The organism is Massilia sp. CFBP9012, from assembly GCF_034045115.1.
Taxonomy (GTDB): domain Bacteria; phylum Pseudomonadota; class Gammaproteobacteria; order Burkholderiales; family Burkholderiaceae_D; genus Telluria.
Map to the genome: position 1 here is coordinate 464,725 of NZ_JAXCWM010000001.1, position 15,192 is coordinate 479,916.

Below are 15,192 nucleotides of genomic sequence, written 5' to 3' on the forward strand. Positions count from 1 at the left end.
CCTGCCCCAACGAGCTGTGTGACAATGCTTGCACGACAACAACAAAGGTCTTCGCGTGAAAGCAATCCTTGCCGCCTGTGTGTTTTCTTTCTCGACGCTCGCGGCCGCCGCCCCCGCCGCCCCGTCACCCTACGTCCTGGCCAATACCGAAGTACGCGACGTCCGCGCCACCACGCTGGGACGCGACTACCAGGTCTTCGTCGCCCTGCCGGATTCCTATGCCACGAGCAAGCGCGCCTATCCGGTCGTGTTCGTGGTCGACGCCGACTACGCCTTCCCGGTGGTGCGCAGTATCGCGTCGCGCCTGAATCGGCATGCGGGCATGGAAGAAGCCATCGTCGTCGGCCTGTCGTATGCGAAAGGCGACGGCGCCGTCTTCAGCCGCCGCCGCGACTATACGCCCACCACCCCGCGCAAGCACGCCTACCGCTCCGACATGCCGGGCCGCGCGCCCGCCTTCGGCGAAGCGTCGGCCTATGGCCGCTACCTGACCGGCGAAGTCTTTCCCTTCATCGCACGCCACTACCGCGCCGACATGAACCGCAAGATCTTTGTCGGCCACTCCTACGGCAGCCTGCTCGGCCTGCAAATGATGCTCGATGCGCCGCGCAGCTTCGAGCACTACATCCTCGGCAGTCCCTCGCTGTGGTTCGACGCCGGCATCATGTTCGAGCGCGAACAAGCCTATGCCGCGCGCAACAAGGACTTGCCGGCCAGCGCATTCTTCGGCATCGGTAGCCTGGAGACCCTGGCGCCCGGCAAGAAGCGCTCGCGTGCGGAAGAAGATGCCGACATGGTGGCCGACCTGCGCGAATTCGACGCGGCGCTCAAGGGCCGTGGCTACAAGCACCTGCGCACCCGCCTGAAAGTGTTCGCCGACGAAGACCATGCCAGCGTCTTGCCGATGGTAGTTACCCACGGCTTGCGGGCCTACCTGGCAACGCAAAAGAAGTGAGGCTGCGCTGGCTTACGGCACGTCGAGCGTGAGCAGCCGCACGTCCACCCGTCCATCGTCGACCAGCAATTCGCCGACCGACACCGGCAAGGTGAAACGGCGCCGCCCAGCAGCGCCCGGATTGACGTAGAGCACGCCACCACGTTCTTCGCAGGCGGGCTTGTGCGTATGGCCGGTCACGACCACGCGTACGCCTTGCGCGGCCGGATCGATGGCGAGTTCCTTGAGGTCGTGCAGCATGTGGATGACGATGCCGCCGAGGGTCAGGGTGACGGTCTCGGGCAAGGCTTGCACCCAGTCGCCGTGGTCGTTATTTCCGCGCACGGCGGTCAAGGGCGCCAGCCCGGCGAGCTGGTCGAGGATGTCCGCGCCGACGATGTCGCCGGCGTGGAGGATGTGGTCGCTGCCACGCAGGAAATCGAGTGCCTGGGGCCGTAGCAGCCCGTGCGTGTCTGAAATCAAGCCAATGCGCACGAGCCGGGGTCGCCTAGTGCCGCTTGCTGCTGGCCATCTTGGCCATGGTATAGATCGAGTACAGCGCGGCCAGGCCCACCACCACATAGACGATGCGGGTCAGCGCGGTGGCTGGACCGAACAGCGTGGCGACCATGTCGACGTCGAACAGGCCGACCATGGCCCAGTTGAGGCCGCCGATGATCAGGAGCGCCATCGCGATATAGTCGATGGCGGACATGGCCGGACGCGCGCGCGCGTGGATGTTGACGCGTCGGTCGGGCATGGACCGGCGGTCCATGGTTGGTGCATTGATTGTTGCCATCACAGCCTCCTTGGAAAGACGTGGGACTACCAGGGCGTCCTGCCCCGGCACTTGACAACAATACTATCCCAAGTTATCCGACGCGTTCGCACGCATCGGCGGGATGGCAAATCACCCCTTCCAACTACGTTCGAGGCCAGTATCCGCGTGAATCCAGCCGCCGCGCGGGCCCGAGCGGTAGTAGTAGCCGACCCCGCCGCCGCGGAAGCTCTTGATCAGGCCGCCGAGCACTTCTTCGTTGAGGCCGGCGATGCGGATGTCGGCCGCCTTGCCCACCATGTGCAGCGACTGGCGCGCGGCCGGGATGCCCGCTTCGCGCAGGCGCGCGTTGGATGCCGCCGAGCGGTAGCCGGACAGGATTTCGAGCGGCTGCAGCAGGCCGTAGCGGGCAATGAAGGCCTGGGTGCTCCACAGCATCTCGAGCAGCTTGGGATCGATCTTGGCGGTGGCCTTGCCGTTCACGTCGCGCAGCAGATGGCACAGTTGCTCGTAGGCGGAATCGATCACTTCGCCATCCTTCCAGTACAGCACGCTGGCGCGTTCGCCGCTGGCAGGACGGGTCACGGACAGGGTGCGCGGCTTGACCCAGAAATCCAGGTCCAGCGCTTGCGAGTCGAACAGGTCGGGAGGCGGTTGGAGGTCGGTGGCGGCGGCCGCCAGCGGCGCGCCGAGTGCGCCCAGCGCAGCCAGGCGGGCACTATGGTGAAGAAAATCTCTGCGTGAAGCCATGGGTGCGGATCCGTTACTCGACAATTGCGATAGTGCGTACTATAGCGTATCCGACAAGCATGCAGAAGTGTTCACGAAGCGTGCAAATGTTATCGCTTTGTTGCACGTTGGCGCCAGCCCCGGGTATTTACCCGTCGCAGTTGCAGAAACGCTTGCGCGCCGCCGGATCGCAGGCGCCGTCGAGGCGCTTCCAGAGCAGGTCGCATTCGAGGCCGTAGCAGGCTTTTTCTTTGCCGGCATTGATGTAGCCATGGCGCTCGAAGAACATGCTCGCGCCCGCCGGGCTGTGCAGGTGCAGCTTGCTGATGTTCCAGGCGCGCGCCTGCTCTTCCACCGCATCCAGTAGCGCGCGGCCGACGCCGCAGCGCAAGGCGTCCGGCAGCACGTAGCACAGCGCCACCTTGCCGGCCTGCGTCAACAGGGTCAGGCCGACCAGCTCGCCTTCGCTCTCGGCGACCACGGCATAATTGGTGGGCGAGGCGAACCAGCCGACGACATTGGCCGGCGTCTTGTTGCCGAGCCAGGCTTCAAGCACGTCGGGCAAGTCCTGGTGGTCGGCGCGGCAGCCCTCTTCGATCGAACGGCGCAGCAGATTGCAGGCAGCCGTTGCATCGTCAGGGACAGCCCTGCGGATTTCAATACGCGTGGACATCAATCATCTACTTGGAAACGGATATGAACGAACGATGACCTGGCATCGCACGGCCTCGACTATACACCGAAAGTAAGAGACCCTGCTGGCGACACGGTCAAACGCGTTCCCCATATAACCATATGACGAAACTATCGTTCCGTTAATCGCGTGGATTAGGGAACATGCACTCTGTCACTAATACTTCCTTAAGCGAGAACACATAATGCGCGACACCACTCCGAACACGCTGCGCCGCTCGATCCTGGCCCTGACCCTGGCAGTCGGCGCCGCACTGCCCCTGCACGCCAGCGCGGCCGATGCCGAACTGCTGAACGTGTCCTACGACGTGGCGCGCGAACTGTACAAGGAAGTCAATCCAGCCTTCATCGCCTCGTATAAACAGCAGACCGGCCAGACCCTCACCATCAAGCAATCGCACGGCGGCTCGAGCAAGCAGGCGCGCGCCGTGGCCGACGGCCTCGAGGCGTCCGTGGTGACCATGAACCAGGCCAACGACATCGACCTGCTGGTCGACCGCGGCCTGGTGGCAAAAGACTGGGCCAAGAAGTTCCCGAACAACGCCACGCCGTATTACTCGACCATGGTGTTCCTGGTGCGCAAGGGTAATCCGAAACAGGTGCGCGACTGGGCCGACCTGGCCCGTCCGGGCGTGGCCAGCATCATCCCGAATCCTAAGACCTCGGGCAATGGCCGCTACACGTATCTCGCGGCCTGGGGCTCGGTGATCAAGAAAGGCGGCAGCGAAGCGCAGGCGCGCGACCTGGTCGCAAAGATCTTCAAGAACGTGCCGATCCTGGACGGCGGCGGCCGCGCGGCCACCACCACCTTCACCCAGCGCCAGATCGGCGACGTGCTGGTGACCTTCGAGAACGAAGTCAGCATGGTGCGCCAGGAATTCGGCAACGATTTCGAAGTGATCTATCCGACCAGCTCGATCCTGGCCGAATCGCCGGTGGCCGTGGTCGACAAGGTGGTCGATCGCCTCAAGGTGCGCCAGCCGGCCACCGCCTACCTGAACTTCCTGTACACGCCCGCGGGCCAGGAAATCGGCGCCAAGCACTTCATGCGCGTGCGTTCGGAAACGGTCATGAAGAAGTATGCGGCCAACTACAAGCCGATCAGCCTGTTCACCGTGGACGAAGTCTTCGGCGGCTGGACCGCGGCCCAGAAGCGCCACTTCAACGATGGCGGCGAGTTCGACAAGATCTACCAGGCCAAGTGAGCAAAATTGGTGTTGAACAGCCCTGCCCTGCGCAGGGCTGTTTTGTTTGAAATGCACAGAAATTAGTCACTCGACATTTCTATGTGACATGAGTTGTTAATCTTGCGAATCGCCACCGTCACATTTCCGACAAAAAATGGCTTCCCATAGGGGAATTTGCTCGTGCGCCATAGACATGCAGCTGGGATGGATGATATTGTCCTTACTCTAGTTGCCCTAGAGATAGATGTTGATCCTGCGCCGCCCGGCGCCCCGACGTTCAACTTCAACCCAGATTTCATACAAATAATGATCAAGAAACTGTTCGCAACGGTCCTGATGACCTTTTCGGCTGCGGCATTCGCCGTGCCGTTCGGTTCGCAATCGGTGCTCGTCGTGGAAGACGAGACCGGCAAGATCCTGCTTGAGAAAAATGCCGATGCGGTCGTGCCGATTGCCTCGCTGACCAAGCTGATGACGGCAATGGTCGTGCTCGACGCCAAGCTCGACATGGACGAAATGATCGAGATCGACCGCGACGACGTCGACCGCGTCAAGTTCAGCAGCTCGCGCGTCCCGGTCGGCGCCAGCATTGCGCGCCGCGACGTGTTGCACCTGGCGCTGATGTCCTCGGATAACCGCGCCGCCGCCGCCCTCGCCCGCACCTTCCCGGGCGGCAAAGAAGGATTCAAGGCCGCCGTGCGCCGCAAGATCCGCGCGCTGGGCATGAGCCAGACCGAGATCGAGGAACCGACCGGCCTGTCCCCGCACAACCGCTCGAACGCGGCCGACCTGGTCAAGATGGCGTCGGCCTCGGCCGGCTATCCGGAAATCGTGCGCATGACGACCGAGACCCGCGAAATCATCGACATCAACGGCCGTGGCGTCGAATACCGCAATACCAACCGCCTGGTCGGCGCCAAGGGCTGGGACGTCGGCCTGTCCAAGACCGGCTTCACCAACGAAGCCGGCCGCTGCCTGATCATGAACATCACCGCCGCCGGCAAGAAGGCGACGCTGGTGCTGCTCAATGCCAATGCCTCGTCGGCGCGCGTCATGGATGCGCTGAACATCCGCCGCTTCATCACGGGCGACGAGCCGGTGGCCAGGGTGGCGCGCGCCGCGGGTGGTCCGCGCATCAAGGCAAGCGCCGGCAGCTCGAAGGCCAAGGCCCGCGCCAGTTCGAAAGGCTCGAAAGCCAAGGCGACCAAGAAGCGCGCCTCGGCCAAGGTCAAGGCCACGCGCAAGCGCCGCGACTGAAGTCGCATCGTCCCAATGACAAAGAGGCCGCAAGGCCTCTTTGTCATTGGGGTGGCGTTACCTGGGACCCGGGCGGCCAGACGGTCTTGTCCAGGCATTCTGTCCTGAAGTTCTTCCTGTCGGGCACACCTGCGGCCCAGTCACGCAAGTCGAACAGCAGCTCCCGGCCAGCCACCAGCGGCCTGCCGTCGCCCGCGTAGCTGTCAACCCAGCCATACACGCGGCCTTGCGCATCGTACTCATCGGTAAAGGTGTAACGCAGCCTGCTGCCGTCGCGCAGCTGCAGGTAGACGAGATTGCGCAGGTGGTTCGGGAATCCATCGCCCTCAGGACCGTCCGCCAGGCGCCGGTTCAGGATGCCGGCCAGCGCCACGTGCCGGGCACTATCTCCGGTTGTCGTGAAAGTGCAGCCTTGTCGCGCCAGCCCCGACTCGGTCAGCGGCGCGCGCGGATAGATCCCGGAAGGATACAGGACGACCGTCGCGGATGCGATTTGCTCGCCATCGAGCGGCGTGCGCGCAAAAGCCTGGGCGGCCGGCGCGCCGACCGATCCGAGGCATAGCAACAGCAAGGATGCGGCTAGACGCATGGCGGTCTCCTAGGCTACCAGCTCGCGCAGCCCGCTGGTGCGGTGCGTACGGCTGGCGATCGCCTCGCGCAGCACGTCGCCGCTCGGGGTCACCAGCGTGAACTCCTTGCTGGCGCGCGTGATGCCGGTGTAGACCAGCTCGCGCGTCAGGATGGCGTTGCTCTCGCGCGGCAGCGCCAGCACGGTGTGGCGGAACTCCGAACCCTGCGATTTATGCACCGTCATCGCGAAGGCCGTCTCGACATTCCGCAGGCGCGTGGCCAGCACGCTGCGCACCTTGTCGCCCTCCAGAAAGTAGACCCGTTGCGCGCCGGATCGCGCCGGGTCGGCCAGGGTCACGCCAATGTCGCCATTGAACACGCCGGTCGAATAGTCGTTGCGGGTCACCATCACCGGACGCCCCGCATACCATTCGGCGCCGCGGCGCAGCAGTCCGCCCGCTTCCAGGCGCTTCTCGATCGCCTCGTTCAGGCCCGACACGCCCCACTCGCCATCGCGCACCGCGCACAGGATGCGGAAGGTCTCGAAACTCTGCAGCACCCGGCGTACCCAGTCCTCGTCGTCCGCCGTGCCGCCCTTGAGCAGTTCGAGGTAAGGGGCATAGCCGGCGTAGGCCAGTTGCAGCAGCTGGGACGGTTGCGCGTGTTCGATCCAGCGCACGCCCTCAAGACTGGAGCGCAGGACTTCCCCCGCGCGCGCCATGTCGCCGGCATTGACCGCCAGCGCCAGCTGGCCGATCGGACCGCCAAAGCGGCGGCTGTGGCGCAGCATCACGGTCTGCTGGGCCAGCGGCCCGCCCTCACCCGCATACTCGGCGGGAATCGCCTCGCCGCTGGCCGCCCCCACATAGCCGATGGTGTCCGCGTCGTAGTTGCCGGCCTGCGCGTCGTGGCACAGATCGCCCAGCACCGCGCCCGCCTCCACCGAGGCCAGCTGGTCCTTGTCGCCCAGCAGGATCAGGGTGGCGCCGGGCGGCAGCGCGTCGAGCAGGCTGGCCATCATCTCCAGGTGCACCATCGAGGCTTCGTCGACGATCAACACATCGACATCCAGCGGATTGCCGCGGTGGTGGGCAAAGGCGCGGGTGTCGGGCCGCGCCCCGAGGAGGCTGTGCAGGGTGCGCGCGGCGCCCATGCGCGCAGTCAGGTCGCGCAGCGGCAGCTCGGCGCCCACGCGTTCGGCAAGTTCGTTCAGCGCCTTGTCGATCGACTGCTTCAGGCGCGCGGCAGCCTTGCCGGTCGGCGCGGCCAGGGCCACGCGCTGGCGCCCGGCATCCGGGGCGGTCGCGAACAGCAGCGCCAGCAGGCGCGCCACCGTATAGGTCTTGCCGGTGCCGGGGCCGCCCGTGATGATCGCGACCGACCCGCGCAGGGCCACGGCGCAGGCCAGCTTTTGCCAGTCTGGCTGCTTGCCGCCCGGCGCCGCCACGAACAGCTTGTCGAGCCAGGCGCGCACCAGGTTAGTGTCCACCGGGTGGGTCGCCTCGGCGCGTTCGCGCACCGCGCGCGCGACCTGCGTCTCGTCGCGCCAGTAGCGGCGCAGGTACAGGCGCTCGCCGTCCAGCACCAGCGGCTGGTCGTAGTCGAATTCCTCGCGCACCCATACCTGCTCGCAGCTGGCCAAGAGCTTCCTCCAGCCCGCCACGCCCCGCGGCAACGGCCCCGCGGCGCTCGTCAGCTGCGCCCATTGCTCCTCGCTCCAGCCCAGCAGGGTCGCGGCGCTCGTCGCCAGGTCGGTCAGCTGGACGCAGCTGTGGCCATGGCCTTCGAGCTCGGACAGGATGGCCGCGGCCAGCACCAGCGGCGGCGGCGCGGCCCCCAACCCGGCGATGAAGCGCGCGAAAGCGCTCGACAGGCGGCGCAGCTCGCCCGCCTCGGTCAGCGTGCCGATCTCGCGCCACAGCGCGGCGCTATCGGAGTCAGTCTTGCCCATGCTTTTCCTTGTCCAGCAATTTTTCGAGGCCGTCCAGCAGTTCCAGGTCGGGGGCCAGCACGCAGCAGCCGCGCGTGTCCGGATTGGCGATCCCGCGCAGGAACATGAAGATCGCGCCGCCCAGCTGGTATTCAGGCTCGTAATCCTCGCCCAGGCGCGCGCGCAGCAGGCGGTGCAGCGCCAGCAGGTAGATGCTGCCCTGGATCTCGTAGCGGTGCTCGGCCATGCCGGCCTCCATCGCCGCCTGGCTGTAGGCGGCGTCGCCCGTCCCCAGCGCATTGGTCTTGTAGTCGAGCACCCAGTAGCGCCCTTCGTGCTCGAACACCAGGTCGGCAAAGCCCTTGAGCATGCCGTGCAGCTCGCGCTCGGGCAAGACCGGCCGCTCGATACCGTTCAACAGGTGCGCGCGGCACAGCGCATCCAGCGCCGGCAGTTCGAGGCGCTCGCTGGGGAACCAGAATTCCATCTCGGGCAGCACGCCCTGCAGATCGCGCAGCGCGGCGCCCAGTGGCGGCAGCGGCGTGTCGACGATCGCGCGCAGCCAGGTCAGCGCGTCTTCGAGCCGGTTGCCCCAGCCGCCGCGCTCGATGCGCTGCACCAGCCGCGTCTCGCAATGGGGCTGGTCGAGGCAGTCGAAGCCTTCGCGCGCCATCCACTCAAGTTGTTCGTGCATGAAGTTGCCCGGCACCGAGCCGCGCGGGAAGCGGTGCCAGGCGACGTCTTCGATGCGCGGCGGCTGCGGCACCTGCGGCGCTTCTTCCAGCAGGGTTTGCGCCTGGGCCCGCATCGGCGTCGGCGGCGGCGCCACCGCATGCCGGGTCAATGAGGTGAACGAGCCTATCGACCAGTCCTTCTCGAAGTCGGCGCGGTACACCGGCGCCTCCAGCAATGCGGGACGCACATCCTGGCGCGCCAGCATGGTGATGCCTTCCTCCGGGTCGAGCTCGTTCAGGACAATGCCGCCGCCGGTGCCGGCCACCGCGGTGAAGTGATCCCGCAATCCGTCGGCCGGGATCGGCGCCCCGCCGGCCAGCAGGTAGCCGAGCGCCGATTCGTGCAGCCGGTTCTCTCCCTTGCGCGTGCCGGCCACCGCCGCCGCGCCCAGCCACAGGAAGTGGCGCGCCCGGGTCAGGGCCACGTACAGCAGACGCAGGTCTTCCTCGATACGCGCGCGGTCGACCGCCTCCATCGCTTCGTCGGACAGCGCCAGGTCGAGGTGGCGGCTGCCTTCGTCGTCCACGTATTCGAAGAAGGCGCGGTTGCGGCGGTTGGTCGCGCGCGCGGTCACCGCGAACGGCAGATACACCAGCGGATACTCGAGGCCTTTCGACTTGTGCACCGTCACCACCTTGACCAGCTCGGCGTCGCTTTCCAGGCGCAGCACACGCTCGTCGCCACCGGCGCCCAGCCCCTCGATCTGCTCGGCGAACCAGCGGATCAGCGCCTGCTCGCCCTCGAGCTGGGCGCTGGCCTCTTGCAGCAGTTCGGCCAGGTGCAGCAGATTGGTCAGGCGCCGTTCGCCGCCCGCTTCGGCCAGCAAGCGCGCCGGCAGTTCGAGTTCGTGAATGAAGGTGCGCAGCATGGCCAGCACGCCGCGGCGCTGCCAGGCGCCGTGCAGGGTTTTCAGTTGCTCGACCCGCCGTTCCCACGCCAGCTCGTCGCTCGACAGCCGGGCCAGTTCGCCCATCGGCAGCCCCGCGGTGCGGGTGGCGAAGGCGGCACGCGCCAGGGCGCCGTCCAGCGGATTGGCGACCGCGTACAGCCAGCGCAGCACGTCGGCCGCCTCCTCGCTCTCGACCACCGAATCCTTGTCGGACAGGTAGACGCTGGCGACCTTGCGCCGCACCAGCGCCTGGCGCACCGCGGCAGCCTCGCGCCGGTCGCGCACCAGGATCGCGATATCGGCCGGCATCAGGCGCCGGAAGCTGCCGTCTTCCTCATCCTTGAAACCGACCCGCACGTCGTTCAGCAGGCGCACGATGTGCTCGGCGCAGTGGTGGGCGAAGAAGCTGCGGTAGTCCTCGGCCTTGAGGTCGTCGCGGCCGGTGGTGCACACGGCCAGCGCCTCGATTTCGCCGTCGCCATTGACACCGATCAGCCGTTTGCTGTGGCCGCGCGCCCGGACCGCATCGAACGGCAAGGGATTGTCGTCGCCGCGCCGGAAGCGGAAGGCCGCCGCCGCATGGCCGGGCCGGCCGTCGCCGCCTTCGGCGTGCAGGAACAGCGCATTGACCGCCCCCACCAGCGCCGCCGTCGAACGGTAATTGGTGTCGAGCTGGTAGTGGCGGCCGCTGGTGGCGCGCCGCGCGGACAGGTAGCTGTGGATGTCGGCGCCACGGAAGCCATAGATCGATTGCTTGGGGTCGCCGATCAGGAACAGCCCTTGCTGCGGATCGTTGTCGGCTACCCGGTACAACTGGTCGAAGATGCGGTACTGGTCGGGCGAGGTGTCCTGGAATTCGTCGACCATGGCCACCGGATACTGACCCACGATGCGTTCGCGCAGCGCCGCGCCGTTCTCGCCCTGCAGCGCCACCTTGAGGCGTTCGAGCATGTCGGCGAAGCCGAACTGGCGGTTGCGGCGCTTGAGCTCCTGCATGCGCGCGCCGATGTGGCCGGCGCCGTGGCGCAGCAGCGCATGGGCGATCGGATCGATCGCCGCCAGCGCCTCTCGCAGCGCGGCAGTGCCGTCGAAGCATGCCGGGACCTCGGCGCTGAAGTCCTTGCTGAAGGCGTCGACGATGCCGTCCGGGGTCAGGCGCCGCCAGGCGGTGTCGCTCAAGTCGGGCATGTGAAGCGCCGGGTCCCGCGCCCAGGCGCGCAGCGCCTCGAACCACTTGAGCAGCGAATCGGCGCGCATCTTGTTGCCGTTGAAGCATTTGGGCGCGCCTTCGCGGTGGCCGGCGATCCAGCGCTCCATGGCGTCGGCGCGCTCGATCCAGCCGTGCTTGAGGCGCGCCAGCTCGTCGCGCTGGGCCTGGGCCAGGCGCGTCACCAGCTGACCCAGCGGTGCGCGCTCCACCTCGCCCAGCAGCGGCCCGCGGTGCACCAGCTCACGCACGCTGGCCTTGAGCGCCTCGACGTCGCTCCAGGTGTCCAGCACGACGGCCAGGTTCTGCGCATTGAGCGGATAGACGTGCTGGCGCCAGTAATCGTGGGCGGCGTCCTCGAACAGCATGCGTTCGTCGCTCACCAGTTCTTCGTCGAACAGGCTGCCGCTGTCGAAGGCGTGCTCGCGCAGCATGCGCTGGCACCAGGCGTCGATGGTGAAGATCGCCGCCTCGTCCATCGTCTCGGCGGCCAGCATCAGGCGGTGGGCGGCGACGCTGCGCTCGCTGCCGGGCGCATAGGACTCGGCCAGTTCGTCCAGGTAGCTATCCTGCTCATGCGCTTCGCCGCGGAAGTAGGCCGCCGCCTGCACCAGCCGTTCGCGCACGCGGTTGGACAGCTCGCGCGTGGCGGCGCGGGTGAAGGTCATTACCAGGATCTCGGACGGCAGCAGCGCCCGCACGAAGGCGTCCTCGCCGCCGTGGCCCAGCACCAGGCGCACGTAAAGGGCGGCGATGGTCCAGGTCTTGCCGGTGCCGGCCGACGCTTCGATCAGGCGCGAGCCGTGCAGCGGAAACCGGATCGCTTCGAGTTTATTACTGCTCATGCCGACAACTCCTGCAAGGGCTTGATCGTGACGGCGTCGGTCATCCAGCGCGCCAGCGGTCCATACAATTCTTCGGCCAGATCGGGCCAGCCGCCGGCGTCGCGCAGCGCCGCGAAATCCGGCCACAAACGCGCCAGGCACAGGTCGTCCACTTCGCCACTGAGCTCGAAGCCGCCGTCATAGGTGGCGCGCGGGTCGCCGTCGGCCAGCTGCGCCAGCGCGGTGCGGCAGGCCACCGGCAGCGGCGCGTCCAGGTTGGCGCGCCACAGGCGCACCAGGTCGCGCAGGACCTCGAGCGACTCGTCCTGCGCCAGCGGCGCCATCTCGAGCACCGCGTCGCGCGCGACCAGGTAGCCGGCCACCGGATGGCCGGCCGCGGCACTGCCCAGCTGGCGCAGCCAGGGGGCGATCAGCTTGTCGCCACGTGGGCGGCCATTCCGGTCCAGCACCTTCGAGGACAGCTGCATCAGCCAGGCGGTGTGCTCGCCACTGCTGTTCTTGCTCCTGAGGCGATCGATCCAGTCGTCGAGTACGACGTCGCCCAGCTCGAGACGGAGCGCCTGCTTGGGCGCAGCCTCCGGGAAGCGCGCGCCCAGGCGCAGCCACTCGGTGCGCACCGGCGCCAGGCTCTCGACCAGCTGCTCCTGCCACATGCGGCCCATCAGCCCGATCGGCAGCACGCCCTCGCGCGCCAGCCGCTCGGCGCGCGTGGCCAGCGTGGCGCGCACTTCGTTCAGCTCCTCGGGTTCGCCGCTGTCGTCGAGCAGGTGATCCTCGATCTGGTAGCGTTCGAGCGCGTCGAGCGCGAACGGTTCCTCGTCCTCTCCCACCTGGGCGGCATCGGCGAATACCACGCCCAGGCGGCGGCGGAAGAAGTAGCGCGCGGGCTGGCGCAAGAAACTGGCCAGTTCGCCCAGCTTGAGCACGAAATCGCTTTCCAGTTCGTAGGCCGGCAAGGCGTCGCCCGCTTCCAGCTGCTCGGCGCCGTGGGCCAGGCGCCATTCGCCGGCATAGGTCAGCAGGCCGCCCTGCTGGAAATAGACGCGGCTGAAAGGCTGCAGCGCGTGTTCGGTCGTCAGCGCATGCAAGTCCAGGTGCCAGCCCTCTTTGAGGTATTCGCGCAGCTGCGACACCAGCACCGATGGCGGCTGTTCGCTGTTGTCGCGCACATTGCGGCCCACCCAGCTCACGTAGAACTTGTCGCGCGCCGCCAGCAGGGCTTCGAGCATCAGGTAGCGGTCGTCGTCGCGGCGCGAACGGTCGCCGGGGCGCGCCATTCCCGGCAGCGCCAGCAGGTCGAAATCGGCCTGGCGCGCGCGGCGCGGGAAGTCGCCGTCGTTCATGCCCAGCAGGCACACCACGCGGAACGGCACCGCGCGCATCGGCATCAGGGTGCAGAAGGTCACGCCGCCGGAGACGAACTGGTGGTTCAGGGTCGGCTGGTCAAGCTCGCTCATCCACGCTTCGCGCAGCACCGCCAGCTCTACCTTCTCGTCGAAGCCGGCGGAGTCGCAGGTCTCGAGCCAGCACTGCAGGCCTTCGTTCAGGCTCTGCAGGGTGAGGCGGTCGGCCTCGTCGCTGGCGGCGTAGAAGCAGGACAGCATGTCGCGCGCGGCCTCGCCCCAGGCGGCGGGCGTGCGCGGCGTGTCGAGCTGGGCGCGCCACGTGAGCAGGCAATCGACCAGCTGCGCCAGCGCACCGGCCAGCGCCGCATCCAGCCCGCCGACTTCTGCATAGGGCTCGATGTCGGCGAAGCTGGCGCCGGCGCCGCTGGCGTAGCCGAGCAGCATGCGCCGCACGCCGAAGATCCAGGCATTCTGTTCGCCCGCCATGCCCAGGCCCAGGCCGGCGCGGTGTTCGTGGTCGAGGCCCCAGCGCACGCCGGCGCCTTCGATCCAGCGGCCGAGGATGGCCAGGTCGTCGTCGCCCAGGCCGAAGCGGCGCGCCACGGCGGGCACGTCCAGCAGGTCGCGCACCTCGCTCTGGCGGCAGCGCTGCTGCGGCAGGCGCAGCAGCCATTCGAGCGACACCAGCAGCGGATTCACGCTGCGGTCGCGCATATCGCCGATCTCGAACGGAATGCGGCGCAAGTCGCGCTGGCGGTGCTGGTCGAACACGGCGTGGATCGCCGGCGAGAAGGCGTCGATGTCTGGCACCATCACCACCACGTCGCGCGGACGCAGGCTCGGGTCTTGCGCGAACCACGACAGCAACTGGTCGTGCAGGACTTCGACCTCGCGCTGCACGCTGTGGGTGATGTGGAACTCGATCGAGCGGTCGCCGGGCTCCGGCGGCACTTGCGGATGTTCGGACAGCGGCAGCAGGTCGCGCACCGCGGCCTGGACCTGGCCCAGCAGGGTCACGCCATCGTCGTCGGCGAACAGGTCGACCCGCAGCGGCGCATCCGTATCTTCGGCCCGGTCCTGGCTGTCGAATTCGTCCAGCATGCGCACGAAGTCGCGGCCCTGGCGCCCCCAGCTCGCCAGAAGCGGATGGCTGTGCGCGTGCAGCTCTTCGATCGGGATGGCGCCCAGGTCGACGCCGTTGCGCTGCGGCTGGCGGCGGCGCGCGGCCTTGAGCAGGTCGCGGCCATCGATGATGTCGCCCCAATAGAAGCGGCACGGGTTCGGCACCGCGAACAGCACTTGCGTATGGCGCGCGAGCCCGGCGATCGCCTGCAGGGTCTGGTATGGCAGGGTCGACATCCCGAACAGCACTACCCGGCGCGGCAGGCGGCCGGAAGGCAGCAGGCCGGCCTCGATCGCGGCAAGGAATTGCTGGTGAATGGTCGCGCGCCCGCTATCGCGCTGCGACTCGTCCAGGCTGGCGTGCACGGCGCGCCACAGGCAGGCTTGCCAGCGCTGGTCCGGCGCCAGCGGTACAGGGTCGCCGGCGGCGCGGCGCAGCTGGTCGCGGCCCGCGGCCCAGTCGTCCAGCCAGTCGGCGCGGTAGACCTGGTACTGGTCGTACAGGTCGGCCACCCGTTCGGCCAACTGCAGGCGGCGCTCGGCGTCGCCGTCGGCCAGGAAGCGCGCCAGAGGTTCGTAGCCGTCCTCTTGCAGCAAGGTGGGCAACAGGCGCATCAGGCGCCAGGTGAGCGGATCCTTGTCGAACGGCGCGCGGCTGGGCACCCGCTCGCGGCCCAGCATGCCGCGATAGGCTTCCCACATGAAGCGCGCCGGCAGCGCCACCTTGGTGGCGGCGCACACGCCGATCTCCTCGGCCAGCGCGATCTTGAGCCATTCGGCCACGCCGTTGGACTGCACCAGGAAGATCTCTTCTTCCAGGGGGCCCAGCGGACGGTTGCGCAACCAGTCGAACACGGCGCTGCGCAGCAGCTCCATCTGGTTGCCATGGAGGATCAGGAGGCCGGGAGTGATCGGGGAAGGCATGCGAGAAGGTCGAACGGTCGGGTCCACAGCATACCGTGTTTGGGCC

General features: G+C 67.5%; 11 protein-coding genes. 3 read left to right on the top strand and 8 right to left on the bottom strand.

Features of this window, described 5'->3' with window-relative positions; translation table 11 throughout:
• Window positions 1-55 precede the first annotated feature (55 nt).
• A complete protein-coding gene (locus tag SOM61_RS01880; protein WP_320472506.1) occupies window positions 56-955 on the top strand; it encodes an alpha/beta hydrolase in 900 nt (299 codons plus the stop codon).
• Between the two features lie 12 nt (window positions 956-967).
• On the opposite strand, the gene SOM61_RS01885 is transcribed toward SOM61_RS01880, so the two are convergent.
• The 4 genes from SOM61_RS01885 to SOM61_RS01900 all read right to left on the bottom strand — a co-directional run bounded on the left by SOM61_RS01885 (window position 968) and on the right by SOM61_RS01900 (window position 3,114).
• The gene (locus SOM61_RS01885) at window positions 968-1,417 is read right to left on the bottom strand and encodes a metallophosphoesterase family protein (protein WP_320472507.1); all 450 of its coding nucleotides are present in this window, start codon (window positions 1,415-1,417) and stop codon (window positions 968-970) included.
• A 25-nt stretch (window positions 1,418-1,442) separates the two neighbouring features.
• The gene (locus SOM61_RS01890) at window positions 1,443-1,694 is read right to left on the bottom strand and encodes a DUF378 domain-containing protein (protein ID WP_320472508.1); all 252 of its coding nucleotides are present in this window, start codon (window positions 1,692-1,694) and stop codon (window positions 1,443-1,445) included.
• 150 nt (window positions 1,695-1,844) lie between these two features.
• Window positions 1,845-2,462 carry a YcbK family protein gene (locus SOM61_RS01895; protein WP_320472509.1) on the bottom strand — a complete coding sequence of 206 codons (618 nt, stop codon included), beginning with the start codon at window positions 2,460-2,462 and terminating at the stop codon, window positions 1,845-1,847.
• A 127-nt stretch (window positions 2,463-2,589) separates the two neighbouring features.
• Window positions 2,590-3,114, bottom strand: a complete 525-nt coding sequence (locus SOM61_RS01900; RefSeq protein ID WP_320472510.1) for a GNAT family N-acetyltransferase — start codon at window positions 3,112-3,114, stop codon at window positions 2,590-2,592.
• A 205-nt stretch (window positions 3,115-3,319) separates the two neighbouring features.
• Between SOM61_RS01900 and SOM61_RS01905 the strand changes: the two genes are divergently transcribed.
• Window positions 3,320-4,339 carry a sulfate ABC transporter substrate-binding protein gene (locus SOM61_RS01905; protein WP_320472511.1) on the top strand — a complete coding sequence of 340 codons (1,020 nt, stop codon included), beginning with the start codon at window positions 3,320-3,322 and terminating at the stop codon, window positions 4,337-4,339.
• A 288-nt stretch (window positions 4,340-4,627) separates the two neighbouring features.
• Window positions 4,628-5,578, top strand: a complete 951-nt coding sequence (locus SOM61_RS01910; protein ID WP_320472512.1) for a serine hydrolase — start codon at window positions 4,628-4,630, stop codon at window positions 5,576-5,578.
• 43 nt (window positions 5,579-5,621) lie between these two features.
• Here SOM61_RS01910 and SOM61_RS01915 read toward each other — a convergent pair whose 3' ends face one another.
• Genes SOM61_RS01915 through recC form a run of 4 tightly spaced genes read right to left on the bottom strand, consistent with a single transcriptional unit; the run spans window position 5,622 to window position 15,146 of the window.
• On the bottom strand, window positions 5,622-6,167 hold the full coding sequence (locus tag SOM61_RS01915) for a hypothetical protein (RefSeq protein WP_320472513.1): 546 nt from the start codon (window positions 6,165-6,167) through the stop codon (window positions 5,622-5,624).
• A gap of 9 nt (window positions 6,168-6,176) precedes the next feature.
• Window positions 6,177-8,099: an exodeoxyribonuclease V subunit alpha gene (gene recD / locus SOM61_RS01920; RefSeq protein WP_320472514.1), complete on the bottom strand. Its 1,923-nt coding sequence runs from the start codon at window positions 8,097-8,099 to the stop codon at window positions 6,177-6,179.
• Complete coding sequence (gene recB / locus SOM61_RS01925) at window positions 8,086-11,754, bottom strand: exodeoxyribonuclease V subunit beta (RefSeq protein ID WP_320472515.1); 3,669 nt, start codon at window positions 11,752-11,754, stop codon at window positions 8,086-8,088. Before recB ends, recD begins: the two co-directional genes overlap by 14 nt.
• Window positions 11,751-15,146: an exodeoxyribonuclease V subunit gamma gene (recC, locus tag SOM61_RS01930; RefSeq protein WP_320472516.1), complete on the bottom strand. Its 3,396-nt coding sequence runs from the start codon at window positions 15,144-15,146 to the stop codon at window positions 11,751-11,753. The genes recB and recC overlap by 4 nt, the downstream gene beginning before the upstream one ends.
• Between the last annotated feature and the right edge of the window lie 46 nt (window positions 15,147-15,192).